The following is a 12,745-nucleotide window of genomic DNA, read 5'->3' as shown; positions in this document are numbered from 1 at the left end:
GTCACCTGCCCGTCCCGTGGCCCCCGCCCGGCTCCTGCCCCGCATCGGGTCCCGTGCCCGCACCGGGCTCCTGCCCCGGCTCGGTGAGCTGCGCGTCCAGGTCGTCGAAGAGCAGCTCACCGCGCTCGATCTGCCCCGTCCGGTACGCCGATCGCGCGACCAGATGGGCCGCCACCGGGCCTGTCATCAGCTGGAAGAAGCCGATGAGGGCCAGCGTCGCCAGGTCCATGCCGCCGCGCAGCCTCAACGCGACCCCGGCCAGCACCAGCAGCAGCCCCAGGGTCTGCGGCTTGGTCGCCGCGTGACTGCGTGACAGGACGTCGGGCAGCTTCACCATGCCGACCACCCCGAGAAGGCTGATCGCCGCGCCGAGGAGGACGAGGACCGCCCCGGCCGTGTCCGCGATCTGCAGCCAGACATTCATTTCCGTCCCTCCTTCCCGGCGGGCTTCCTACGTGGCAACGGCTTGTCCCGGACGGCGATGAAACGGGCGATGCCCACGGATCCGGTGAAGCCGAGAAAGGCGAGTACCAGCATGATCGGGAAGTAGAACGCGTCCCGGGCGAAAGCGGACTTGGCGCCCAGCCCCGCGATTATCACGGCGGCGAAGACATCGAGCGCGATGGCCCGGTCGAGCATGGAGGGCCCGCGGCTGATCCGGAAGAGCAGCAGCGCGCCCGCGACGACGACGAGCACGACCGCGGCACTGATCAGCACCCGGTCGACGGTCTCGGGACCGGTCATGTCTCCCCCTGCCCGGAGTCGGAATCGGAGCCGGTGCCGGTGCCGGTGCCGGTGCCGGATTCTGCGGCCGGTGGCGGTTCGGAGACGCGCGCGATCTCGTCGGAGGTGCCGAAGGCACGGACCGTGAGCTCCTCCAGCTTCCAGACGGACCGCCGGGCCGCCTCCAGCTCCTCGGGCCTGTCCGCGTCCAGGACGTGCAGGAAGAGCGTGGCCGTCGCCCTGCGCACCTCGACGAGGGAGCCGCCCGGCACGTTCGAGACGGTGACGGCGGTCGCGGCGAGCATCAGGTCGCTGCGGCAGCGCAGGGGCACGCCGATGACGGCGGGCCGGTGCGGACGGTCGGCGAAGATCTGCCGGGTGACCTTCACTCCCGAGGTGTACATGTCGTAGAGCAGGTAGCCGCCGAGCCGGAGGATGCCCCAGGGGTGCAGCCGCAGCCCCAGATCGACCTGCGGCAGGGGGAACGCCAGGCAGACGATCACCGCGACGACCGCGCCGGTGACGACGTTGGCCCAGGTCAGGGTGGACCACAGCATGACCCAGATCAGGGTGAGCCAGGAGATCAGCGGAAGGTCGAGCACACGGCGCCTGCGGCCGGCGAACTCGATGCTGAAGGGGGGCAGGTCGGGGTTGTGGTACGACAGCGTGATCAGTCGTCTCACCGGCCGAGCACCTCCTCCACATAGGGGCGGCGCTCGATGAGTTCGGCTGCCGCGCGGTCGGTGAAGGCCGTCAGCGGACCGGCCAGCACGGTGAAGGCGAGGCCGAGCAGGACGGCGCCCGCAGTGGCGGCGGTCATGGCCACGGGCGGACGGACCGTGGTCGTGACGGCCCGCCCCTGGAGGGTGGCGGCAACGGTCTGTCCGGCCGGGGCCCGGGGCGGTCCCACTCCTTCGTCGCCCGTGCCGGGGATGCGGTCGGGTCCGGCGTCGGCATCGTCGTCGTCGCTGTCGTCGGCGGTCTCGAGGACGGTGCCGTAGGCGGCCTGCCCCGGGGGCTCCGTACGCCAGAAGGCCAGATTCCAGATCTTGGCCATCACGTACAGGGTGAGCAGGCTCGTCACCGTGGCACCGGCGACGAGGATCCAGGCCCACACGCTGCCGTCGGCGACACCTGCCCGCATGAGTCCGAGCTTCCCGATGAAACCGGAGAGCGGTGGGATGCCGGCGAAGTTCATCGCGGGGACGAAGAAGAGGACCGCGAGCAGCGGAGCCGCCCGGGCCAGTCCGCCGAGCCGGGTCAGCTCGTTGGTGCCGCCCCGGCGTTCGATGAGGCCCGCGACGAGGAAGAGGGTGGTCTGGACGGTGATGTGGTGGGCCACGTAGAAGATCGCGCCACCGTAGGCCTCCCGGGTGGCGAGGCCGATTCCGAAGACCATGTAGCCGATGTGGCTGATCAGGGTGAAGGAGAAGAGCCGCTTGAGGTCGGTCTGGGCGACCGCGCCGAGAATGCCCACGGTCATCGAGGCGAGGGCTACGGCCATCAGCAGGTCGCCGAGCCGGTTCCCGGGGAAGAACAGGGTCTCGACGCGCAGCATGCAGTAGATGCCGACCTTCGTCAGCAGGCCCGCGAAGACGGCGGTGACGGGCGCGGGCGCCGTCGGGTAGGAGTCGGGGAGCCAGGCGGCGAGGGGGAAGACGGCGGCCTTGATGGCGAAGACGGTGAGCAGCATGGCCTGGACCAGGGTCTGCACACCGAGGGGGAGGTCGGGCAGCCGGAGGGCCAGCTGGGCGAAGTTGGCCGTGCCCGTGGCCGCGTAGGCCATGGCGATCGCCGTCAGGAACAGCATCGAGGAGAACAGCGAGATGATCACGTACGTCGAGCCCGCCCGGATCCGGGGGCCGGTTCCGCCGAGCGTGAGCAGGACGAAGCTGGCGACCAGCATGATCTCGAAGCCGACGTAAAGGTTGACGAGGTCGCCGGCGATGAAGGTGAGGGAGACCCCGGCGACCAGGATGAGATAGGCGGGGTGGAAGACGGCGACGGGCGTCTCCTTGTCCCGGTCCGCCATGCCCTGGCCCAGTGAGTAGACCAGGACCGCGAGGGTGACCGCCGAGGAGACGGTCAGCATCAGGCCCGACAGCCGGTCGGCGACCAGCGTGATGCCGAGCGGCGGGGCGAAGTCGCCGAGGTGGACGGAGAGGGGTCCCTGCCGGTCGGCGGCGATCATCAGGATCACCGAGAGGCAGAGGACGGCGCTGAGCACGGCGACGCTGATGAAGCGCTGGAAGCGCGCGAGCCGGGTGCCGAAGGCGAGGCTCAGCCCGGTGGCACAGAGCGGCAGGAGGACCGGCAGCGGGACGAGCGCGTTCATCGGGCGGCTCCTCGGTCGTCGTCCGTGTCGTTCACGTAGTCCTCGGGGTCGGCTCCCAGCACGTCGTGCCACAGGTCACCGCCGGCGTCGCGGCCCCGGGCCTGCAGGGCCCGGTCGGCACGGAGCCGGGCGCGCAGCCTGCGGTGCTCCTGCTTGTAGCGGGTGCGGTCCTTGCGGGTGCGCCCGGGCTCCGCCCGGTACTCCTCGCGGAGTTCGGCCCGCTGCCCCATCACCTCGGCGCGCAGGAAGATACGCCGGTCCTCCAGGTCGTCATGGACCTCGTCCGTGCCGGTCAGCTGGAAGCTGCGGTAGGCCATGGCGAGCAGGAAGGCCGTGGTGGCGAGGGTGATGACGATGGCGGTGAGGGCGATGGCCTGGGGCAGCGGGTCGGTGATCCGCCGCAGCGGCACACCGTAGAGCAGGGGCGCCGCGCCCGCGGAGCCGGTCGACGAGAGGACCAGCAGGTTGATGCCGTTGCCCGCGATCACCGCGCCGAGCAGGATGCGGGTGAGCGGCCGGGTGAGCATGAGGATGCCTCCGACCGCGCAGAGGACGACGGCCGTGGCGAGGAGCGAGACGCTCATGGTCATCGGCTGGACTCCCCCGTCCCTGAGTCCGTCGCGGGGGCCAGCGCGCCGGCGGCCCGTTCGATCTGCCGGTCGACCTTGGCCCCCAGCGCCCGCACGATGTCCAGGACCACACCGAAGACCAGCAGGTAGACACCGAAGTCGAAGAGGACCGACGTGCTCAGGTGGTAGTCACCGAACAGGGGCAGATGCCCGTGATAGGTCCAGGCGTGGAGCACGGTGCCTTCCGCGAGCCCGCCCAGGGCGACCGCGGTGGACACGAACAGTCCGAGTCCGGTGAAGAGTCCGGGCTGCAGGGGCGCGGCCTCCGCGAGCTCGAACCTGCCGCCTGCCAGGTAGCGGGTGATGAGAGCCAGTCCGGCCACGAGCCCGGCGACGAAGCCGCCTCCCGGCATGTTCTCGGCGCAGAACAGCAGGTACAGGGAGAGCACCAGAATGGGATGGAAGAGCAGCCGGGCGACCACTTCGAAGACGACGGACCGGTGCTCGGGCGCAAGGGTGGATCCGGCGGCCAGCCAGCTGCGTTCGGGTGCCGTGTCGTCTCCCTGCGGCAGACCGGTCAGCCGTCCGCGCGCCAGCGTCCAGGCGGTCTCCCCCCGCAGCTCCTCCCTGTTCACGGCAGTCTCGCTGCGGCGGTGGAGGTAGATCAGGCTGGTCACCCCGATCGCCGCCGCCGCGAGGACGGCGGACTCCCCCATCGTGTCCCAGGCCCGCAGATCGACCAGGATGGTGGCCACCACGTCCTTGAGACCGTGATGGGCGACCTCCTCGACCATCGCCGCGCCCGCGGGCTCGGCGACGCGTGCCGCGCCCGCCGCCCACACGGCCACGCCGACCGTCGCCGCGGCGGCCAGCGCAACCGGGATCCGCAGTTTCCGCCGCCAGGTGCCGATCGACTCCTCGAAACGCACCGGCATCCGGCGCAGGACCAGGACGAACACGATCATCGACACGGTCTCGACGCAGAACTGGGTGAGCGCCAGGTCGGGGGCGCCCTGCACGACGAACAGCAGCGCCGCCCCGTACCCGGTCAGCCCCGCCAGGACGACCGCCTTCATCCGGCGGCTGACGGTCAGACAGGACAGGGCTGCCGCACAGGTGAGCACGGCGACCGCGCCCTGGAGCGGGGCGTCCCAGATCCGGGGGGCGGCCGCTCCTTCCCAGGGGCGGTCCGTGACCAGGACCGCCAGCTGGCCGGCCAGCATCACGGTCAGGGTGATGGCCAGGTAGCCGGAGAGGGAGCCGCGCTGGACGAAGCCGGTGACCTGGAGGGCGACGCGTTCCAGGCCGAGCAGGAGGTGCCCGAAGACACTGTCCGCGGTCGGCCAGGCGACGCGCCGGGAGATCCGGGTGACCGTGGCGCGTCCGGCGAAGAGGACGGCGCCACCCGCCCAGGTCAGGGCGGACAGCAGCAGGACGACGTTGAAGCCGTGCCAGAGCGCGAGGTGGTAGGGATGGGCCGGGGCGGGGAACGCGTCGGCGTAGGCGGCGAACAGACGGTCCGTCCATCCGACTCCGGGGCCCAGCACCAGCCCGGCCACTGCGAGGACGGCGGGCGGGGCCAGGAAGGCGGCGCCGACGCGGTGGGCGGGGGTGTCGGCGACACCCGGCTTGCGGGCGAACGCTCCCCAGACGAAGCGGAGGGTGTACGCGACGGTCAGCACCGAGCCGACGACGGTGACGGCCAGTACCCAGCGGTCGGCCGTGTCGCCGTGCAGCAGCGCGTCGAAGGCGGCCTCCTTGGCGGCGAATCCGAGGAGTGGCGGCACAGCCGCCATGGAGGCGGCCGCGAGCACCGCGACGGCGCACACGTACGGCATGGTGCGGCCGAGGCCGGAGAGTCTGCGCAGATCACGGGTGCCGGCCGCGTGGTCCACGATGCCCGTGACGAGGAACAGCGCGGCCTTGAACAGCGCGTGCCCCAGGATCATCGCCACGGCGGCGAGCGCGGCGTTCCGGTTCCCCGCGCCCGCCAGGACGGTGAGGAAGCCGAGCTGGCTGACGGTGCCGTAGGCGAGTACGAGCTTCAGGTCGTTCAGGCGCAGTGCGCGCCAGGCCCCGAGGAGCATGGTCGCACCCCCCAGTACCAGGACCGTCGGCCGCCAGACGGGCACGTCGGCGAAGGCGGGAGCGAGCCGCGCCACCAGGTAGACACCGGCCTTGACCATGGCCGCGGCGTGCAGGTAGGCACTGACCGGGGTGGGAGCAGCCATGGCGTTCGGCAGCCAGAGGCTGAACGGCCAGATCGCCGATTTGGACAGCGCCCCGCACAGCACGAGGACGACGGCCACGGATACGGCGGGTGTCGTCTCCGGCGGATCGGCGACGATCGCGGAGATCCGGTAGGTGCCCGCCGCCTCGCCGAGGATCAGGAAGCCGACCAGCATCGCCAGGCCGCCCAGCGTGGTGACCGTCAGGGCCTGGAGGGCGGAGCGGCGGTTCTGTTTGCGCCGGCTGGTGTGCCCGATCAGCAGGTAGGAGAAGACGGTGGTCAGTTCCCAGAACACGTAGAGCGAGATCAGGTCGTCGGCGAGGACGAGTGCGAGCATGGCACCCGCGAAGGCGAGCAGATTCCCGGCGAAGGAGGCCAGTTGTGGAGAGTCGTCGGTGAAGTAGGACGCGCAGTAGAGCAGGACGAGCATGCCCACCCCGGCCGCGAGCAGCACCATGAGTTCGGCCAGCGCGTCCAGGCGGAAGGCGATCGACACGTCGTACGCCGCGATCCATTCCCAGGACCAGGTGACCGCCCGGCCGGCCTCCGCGCCGCTCCACTCGGTGACCGCCCATACCGTGGCGGCCGCGGGGGGCAGCGCGAGCACGAGGAACGCGTACCGGCCGAACCGCCGCACGAGCGGCGCCGCGCAGGCGGCCAGTGCGAAATGGGAGAGGACGAGGACGGTCACGACGGGGGATCCGGAGCAAAGGGCACCGAATACAGATATATCCCCCAGCCCGGTTCACCCGTCCGGCGCGCCGCGCGGCGGCCGGTCCGCTGGTTCTGTTCCGCGTCGGTGATGGACGGCTCCTGTCCCACTGTGGTCACAGAACGGCGTCTGCCCTGTCCACCCGTGGTCACACGGCATGACATGGGGCTTTTCCGGCACGGCCGACTCCGGCCCCGCTTCCCCGCCGAGCACGCGGTCGGCGTTCAGCGGCAGGTGGCGCGGTTCGTCGGGCACCTCGTCGGGCATACCGCGCACGTCTCCGGCGGCGCGCGGGCGGACGTGCGTGCCGGGGCCCTCCGTGAGGCCTTCACCGTCGGACGACCTGTGCACGGGGTGGTGCGGGGGCGGCCCGCCCGGCATGTTCGTCGCCTCCTCGTGCGCCGCGGGACATACACGCGCATCTTCAGCCTCACTCCGGAGCGTGCTCGACGCTACCTGGGCATGGCAGGCATCCCCGACACTTCGGCGGGCAGACGTGTGCGCTGCGTGTGCGCGCCGTGTTGCACGTGTGAGGCCACTTTTTCTTCTTTTTTGCACTGTGGCTAATATCCATGTGTCCAAGTTCTCAACGTATTTGACCAGTCACCGGCTGGCATCATCGTCAAGGAGCATCCCCTGCGCACGCGCGCGTCACGGCGGACCGACTCGGCACCCATGTCGTTGCGGACGGCCCTTCTCGTACTGGCGATCGTCCCCGGAGTCGCACTGGCAGCCCTGTGGGCCGTCACCAGTGGACAGACACTCCTGGACTTCCAACGCCAGGCAGCCCAGGGACTCTTGGCCGAACAAGCGGGCCAACCGTCCAACATCGTGTACTACAACCTGCAGGAGGAGCGCCGGCTCAGCGCGGAGGCGCTGGCCCGGCCCGAGGACTCCGGCACGGCGCTGAAGCAGCAGCGCACACTCACGGACGAGGCGATCAAGGAGTTCGAGTCCCTCTCGGACGTGAGCGCGGACGACGCACCCGAAGAGGTGCGGAACGCCGTCGGCAGGGCCCGGGAGGCGATCAACCAGCTGCCCGCCCAGCGCACCCTCGTCGACGAGGGTGACAGCGACCAGCAGGCCGTCGTCTACGGCTACTACACCGACCTGATCGCCGTGGACCTGGAACTCTTCTCGGCCCTCAGCCATGTGGACAACGGTGAGGTCACCACCCTGGGCCAGCCGCTCGTGGACCTCTTCTGGGCCAAGGAGATGATCTCCCGCTCGGACGCGATCCTGGCCCGTGGCTGGCCCACCGGCAAGCTGAGCACCGAGGACCTCCAGGAGGTCCGGAACGCGGTCTCCGGCCAGTCCTTCCAGGCCGGCACCAAGGTGGTTCCGTTCCTTCCCGAGGACGAACAGGCTGACTGGCGGGCTCTGACCGAGAGCTCCGCGTGGAAGGCCAAGACGAAGGTCGAGGAGCAGATCCTGCGCCCCGCGGCGGCCGACCGGTCCGGCTTCGTCGAGCTGAAGGCCGAGGAGGACACCTGGCGCGAGGCCATGGACGGTGTGACCCCCCAGCTGGTCGGGATGCTCGAGAAGCGCACCGGCGCGGTCGTGGTCACCGGCAAGGACACGGTGATGTCCCTGCTCCTCAAGATGGTCCTCACCTCGGTGATCGGCCTGCTCGCGGTCGTCGCGGTCGTCTGGACCACCTGGCGCCTCACCCGTAACCTGCGCCGGCGCATCTCCGGACTCCAGGAGCGGGCCGAGGAGCTCGAGAAGGCTCTGCCCGACGTCGTCGAACGGCTGGCCCAGGGGGAGAAGATCGATGTCGAGGCCGAGGCCCGCGCGATCGACACCCCGGACGAGGGCGGCGACGAACTCACCCGGCTCGGCGGCGCGCTCAACCAGGCCCGCACCAGCGCCCTGCAGGCAGCCGTCAGACAGGCCGACCAGCACCGGGGCTTCGAGCGGCTCCTGCAGCGCATCGCGCGCCGTACGCAGCAGCTGATCGGCCAGCAGCTCAAGAAGCTGGACGAGCTGGAGCGCAAGCACGAGGATCCCGAGGTGCTGGACGGCCTCTTCGACCTCGACCACCTGACGGCCCGCCTGCGCCGTTACGAGGAGAACCTGGTGATCCTCGCGGGCGGCTCGCCGCACCGGCGCTGGCGCAAGCCCGTACCGCTGCTGGACGTCATGCGTTCCGCTCAGGGCGAGGTGCAGGACTACCGCCGGGTGGTGCTGGACCTCGACGGCGCTCCGTGGCTGGCCGAGCGGGCCGTGGGTCCGGTCTCCCACGTACTGGCGGAGCTGATCGAGAACGCGCTGACCTTCTCCCGTCCGCCGAGCCCCGTGGAGGTGCGCGCGGCGAAGGTGAGCAGGGGCCTGGCCATCGAGGTCGAGGACCGCGGCCTCGGCATGGACGAGGAACAGCTCGCCGAGGCCAACGAGCTGATGACCCGTCCGCCCCGGATGGACGTGCTGGCCCACTCGGAGGACATCCGGCTCGGCCTCTACGTGATCTCGCGCCTCGCGGACCAGCACGGGCTTCGGGTCGAGTTCCGGCCCTCCGCCTTCGGCGGTACCCGTGTGGTCGTCCTGGTGCCGGACGAGCTGACCGTCCCCGAGCCCGGCACCGGTCCGGTCGGCGTGCCGTCGGCCGCCCCCTCCCCTGCGGCGGAGCCGGCGGCCGCACCCGCGGCCCAGGGCGCGCTGCCGACCCGGGTCCAGGGGCGCGCGATGGCCGGGGTCACGGCCCTGGCCGACCGCACCGCCAGGTCACGGCCCGCCGAGGAGGAACAGCCCTCCCCCGAGCAGCCGTACGCCGGCCCCGGGGACGCGTTCCCCGTACCCGGACAGCCGTTCCCGCCGGACGGGCAGCCCTACGCCCCGGACGACAATCCGTACCAGGACGCGGACCAGCCGTACGCCACGGGCGACGCCTCGTACCAGGGGAACGGGCATCTGTACGCCGACGGTTCGTACCCCGAACCCGGGCAGCAGTACACGGACCGCCCGTACGCCGGGCCGGAACAGCCGTACGCCGGGACGGACGCCCCCTACGCAGGCATCGATCAGCCCTACGCCAGCCAGGAACAGCCCTACATGACGGCCGCGGGCCAGTACCCGGTGCCCGGCCACGCGTACGCGGAGCCGGCCGATGACCCGTATCCGGCACCCGGGCCGTCCTACCCGCAGCCGTACCCCGCCGGGAGCGACACAGGCGGCCCGCACGCCTACGGTCCGCCCGCCCCCCACGGGCCCGAAGGTCCTTCCACGGGCCGGGCGGAGCTGCCGGCCCCCACGCCAGCGGGCGGGGAGCCCCCGCTCCCCCGCCGCGTCCGCCAGGCCAGCCTGGTGGACGAACTCCGGGTGGACCCAGCTGCCCGGACGGCCGCACCCAAGCCCCCGAGCTGGGACGAGAACCCGCTGCTGCGCCCCGTCCCCCGGCGGGCCGGTGCGGCGATCGGGGCATTCCAGCGGCGCTCGCGCGCGGCACGTGCGGCGGAGGAGCCGCCGGGCCCCGCCCCCTCCGCACCCTCCCCTACGAGAGAAGAACGGTCATGACACGCACAACGGCCACCCTCCAGGATCTGGACTGGCTGCTCGACGGTCTGGTGGACTCGGTCGCCGAGACACTGAACGCCGTGCTGCTGTCCGACGACGGACTGGTGGTGAGCCACTCGCGCACCATCGAACGCGCCGACGCCGAAAGGCTCGCCGCGATATGCACCGGCCAGCAGAGCCTCGCCCGAGGGGTCGGCCAGCTGTTCGACGGCGGATCGGTCCACCAGGTCATCGTCGAACTGGCCGATCTCTGGCTCTTCATCATCGCCGCCGGCCAGGGCACCCACCTCGCCGTCGTCGCCTCCCAGGAGGTCGACGCCGAGGTCATGTCGCTGGCGATGCACAACCTCGTGCAGCAGGTCGGACAGAAGCTCACCGCACCCGCACGCGGTGACTTCGACGCCTTCGGTACCGGGGACGGGCAGCGGGTGTGACGCCTTACTGGGACGAGGAGGAGACCGAGGAGGACGGCGCGGGCACGATGGTGCGCCCGTACACGATCACCCGTGGCCGGACCGCCCCCGAGCGCGACGACTTCAGCCTCATCACCGTACTGACCACCGCCGGGCAACCGGTGGACGAGCACGGTGCCCCCCTGAGGGCGGGCCGTCTCCAGCCGGAGCACCGCATGATCCTGGAGCGCTGCCGCCGGCCGGCCGCGGTCGCCGAGGTCTCCGCCGGTCTCGATCTTCCGGTCTCGGTGACCAAGATCCTGCTGGCCGACCTGGTCTCACAGGGCCTGCTGCTGGCCCGCGCCCCCCTGACGGTGGCGCGGGCGTCGGGTGGGGCGGGCATGGGCCTGCTCGCCGCCGTACGTGACGGACTCCGGAGACTCTGAACAGATATGACAACCAGTCAGACGGCACCTTCCGCCGTCAAGATCCTCATAGCCGGCGGCTTCGGCGTGGGGAAGACCACCCTCGTGGGCGCCGTCAGCGAGGTGGCGCCCCTGCGCACCGAGGAATACCTCACCCAGGCGAGCGTCGGCGTCGACAGCCTCGCCGGCGTCGGCCAGAAGAACACCACCACCGTGGCACTGGACTTCGGCCGCATCACGGTCAGCCCGGAGCTGGTGGTCTACCTCTTCGGCACGCCCGGCCAGGAACGTTTCTGGTTCATGTGGAACGACCTGGTCAACGGTGCGCTCGGCGGTGTCGTGATCGCCGACACCCGGCGGCTCGAGACGAGCTTCGCCTCGATCGACTTCTTCGAGAGCCGGGACATCCCCTTCGTGGTGGCGATCAACTGCTTCCACGGGCACAACACCCGCTCCACGGACGAGATCCGTGCCGCCCTCGACCTGGACCCGCATGTCCCCCTGCTGATCGGGGACGTCCGGGAGCGGCCCTTCGGCCGCGACGTGCTGCTCGCCCTGGTCGACCACCTGATGAGCCTGCCCGCGGCCGTCGGCTGACCGCCCACTCCCCATTCCCCCCGATCCTCCCTTCTCGCCTGGAGAGACCTGAGATGGCAACACCCCTGCGTGTACTGGTACACGGCGGCGGCATCGGCGGACTCACCCTTGCCGTCGCGCTCGCCCGGAGCGGGCACACGGTCGAGGTCGTCGAGCTCCGCGACCAGCTGGACGCACTCGGCGTCGGCATCATCCAGCCGTCCAACGCCCTGCACGTCATGCGTGAGATCGGCGTGCTCGACGCGTGCCTGGCGGCCGGCTACCCCTGGGAGGTGCTGACCATCTGCGACCCGGCCGGCGCCACCCTCGCCAAGATCCCGCAGCCCCGCATGGAAGACGCCCCCGCCAGCCACGGCATACCGCGCCCCGCCCTGGCCCAGGTGCTCGGCGACGCCACGACCGCCGCCGGGGTCCCGATCCGGTTCGGTACGACGATCAGCGGACTCACCGACGACGGCGAGGGTGTCGAGGTGACCCTGTCCGACGGCTCGTCCGCACGCTGGGACCTCGTCGTCGGCTTCGACGGCATCGGCTCGCCCCTGCGCACCCGCCTCCACGGCGACCGCTTCACCCCCGAGTACACCGGTTTCGCCAACTGGCGGGTCACCGTGCCCCGTCTGCCCGAGGTCCAGGGCGTCGTGGTGAGCGCGGGACGCTCGTCGACGAAGGCGCTGATGACCCCGATCACGGACGAGCTGATGTATCTGGCCGCCGTGACGGCCGAGGAGCCGGACTTCCGCCCGGACCCCGCGCGGGCGCACGAGGAGCTCAAGGAGCGTCTCGCGGGCTTCGGCGGGCCCGTCGCCGAGGCGCTCGCCTCGGTCACCGTGGCGGACGGCGTCGTCTACTCGCGCATCTCGCAGGTGACGGTCGACGCGCCCTGGCACGTCGGCCGGGTCGTCATCGCCGGTGACGCCGCGCACGCGAGCACCCCGAACCTCGCGCAGGGTGCGGCGATGGCGGTGGAGGACGCTCTGGTCCTGGCCCGGTCCCTGGACGCGGAGGACGACGTCCCGGCGGCCCTGGCCGCGTGGGAGGACCGCCGCCGTCCCCGCGCGATGTTCGTGCAGAACCTCTCGCGCGCGCTCCTCAAGGAGGAGACCGGCAGCGCGACGACGCCCGAGGAGGACGAGCTCCTGAAGGTCGGGATGCCCGGCGCCGCCCACGTGCTGGTCAAGCCGTACTGATCCGCACCGCATGTGACGAGGGGGCGGTGCGGCCGTCCGCACCGCCCCCTCGTCACATGCCG

11 protein-coding genes are annotated in these 12,745 nt (G+C 71.3%); 5 read left to right on the top strand and 6 right to left on the bottom strand.

Annotated elements, in window-relative coordinates; all coding sequences use genetic code 11:
- Window position 1 precedes the first annotated feature (1 nt).
- From mnhG to HED23_RS09910, 6 genes are read right to left on the bottom strand one after another with little or no spacing between them, the layout of a single operon-like run.
- On the bottom strand, window positions 2-424 hold the full coding sequence (gene mnhG, locus HED23_RS09935; protein ID WP_203183037.1) for a monovalent cation/H(+) antiporter subunit G: 423 nt from the start codon (window positions 422-424) through the stop codon (window positions 2-4).
- Window positions 421-744 (bottom strand): monovalent cation/H+ antiporter complex subunit F, encoded by a 324-nt coding sequence (locus HED23_RS09930; RefSeq protein WP_203183036.1) that lies wholly within the window; start codon window positions 742-744, stop codon window positions 421-423. The genes mnhG and HED23_RS09930 overlap by 4 nt, the downstream gene beginning before the upstream one ends.
- Window positions 741-1,406 carry a Na+/H+ antiporter subunit E gene (locus HED23_RS09925; RefSeq protein WP_203183035.1) on the bottom strand — a complete coding sequence of 222 codons (666 nt, stop codon included), beginning with the start codon at window positions 1,404-1,406 and terminating at the stop codon, window positions 741-743. The genes HED23_RS09930 and HED23_RS09925 overlap by 4 nt, the downstream gene beginning before the upstream one ends.
- Window positions 1,403-3,058, bottom strand: coding sequence for a Na+/H+ antiporter subunit D (locus HED23_RS09920; protein WP_203183034.1), 1,656 nt, complete (start codon window positions 3,056-3,058; stop codon window positions 1,403-1,405). Before HED23_RS09920 ends, HED23_RS09925 begins: the two co-directional genes overlap by 4 nt.
- A complete protein-coding gene (locus HED23_RS09915) occupies window positions 3,055-3,648 on the bottom strand; it encodes a Na(+)/H(+) antiporter subunit C (RefSeq protein ID WP_203183033.1) in 594 nt (197 codons plus the stop codon). Before HED23_RS09915 ends, HED23_RS09920 begins: the two co-directional genes overlap by 4 nt.
- Entirely contained in the window at window positions 3,645-6,548 is a 2,904-nt protein-coding gene (locus tag HED23_RS09910; protein ID WP_203183032.1) for a Na+/H+ antiporter subunit A, read from the bottom strand. Before HED23_RS09910 ends, HED23_RS09915 begins: the two co-directional genes overlap by 4 nt.
- A 696-nt stretch (window positions 6,549-7,244) precedes the next feature.
- Between HED23_RS09910 and HED23_RS09905 the strand changes: the two genes are divergently transcribed.
- Genes HED23_RS09905 through HED23_RS09885 form a run of 5 tightly spaced genes read left to right on the top strand, consistent with a single transcriptional unit; the run spans window position 7,245 to window position 12,683 of the window.
- Entirely contained in the window at window positions 7,245-10,082 is a 2,838-nt protein-coding gene (locus HED23_RS09905; protein ID WP_203183031.1) for a sensor histidine kinase, read from the top strand.
- The gene (locus HED23_RS09900) at window positions 10,079-10,516 is read left to right on the top strand and encodes a roadblock/LC7 domain-containing protein (RefSeq protein WP_145808438.1); all 438 of its coding nucleotides are present in this window, start codon (window positions 10,079-10,081) and stop codon (window positions 10,514-10,516) included. Before HED23_RS09905 ends, HED23_RS09900 begins: the two co-directional genes overlap by 4 nt.
- The gene (locus tag HED23_RS09895) at window positions 10,513-10,920 is read left to right on the top strand and encodes a DUF742 domain-containing protein (RefSeq protein WP_386468347.1); all 408 of its coding nucleotides are present in this window, start codon (window positions 10,513-10,515) and stop codon (window positions 10,918-10,920) included. The genes HED23_RS09900 and HED23_RS09895 overlap by 4 nt, the downstream gene beginning before the upstream one ends.
- A gap of 6 nt (window positions 10,921-10,926) precedes the next feature.
- Window positions 10,927-11,496 carry a GTP-binding protein gene (locus HED23_RS09890; protein WP_203183030.1) on the top strand — a complete coding sequence of 190 codons (570 nt, stop codon included), beginning with the start codon at window positions 10,927-10,929 and terminating at the stop codon, window positions 11,494-11,496.
- Between the two features lie 53 nt (window positions 11,497-11,549).
- Window positions 11,550-12,683: an FAD-dependent monooxygenase gene (locus tag HED23_RS09885; RefSeq protein WP_203183029.1), complete on the top strand. Its 1,134-nt coding sequence runs from the start codon at window positions 11,550-11,552 to the stop codon at window positions 12,681-12,683.
- Window positions 12,684-12,745 lie beyond the last annotated feature (62 nt).

This window comes from Streptomyces pratensis (genome assembly GCF_016804005.1).
Lineage (GTDB): Bacteria > Actinomycetota > Actinomycetes > Streptomycetales > Streptomycetaceae > Streptomyces > Streptomyces pratensis_A.
The sequence above is the reverse complement of the archived record's forward strand: the minus strand, read 5'-3'. Positions and strand labels throughout refer to the sequence as shown.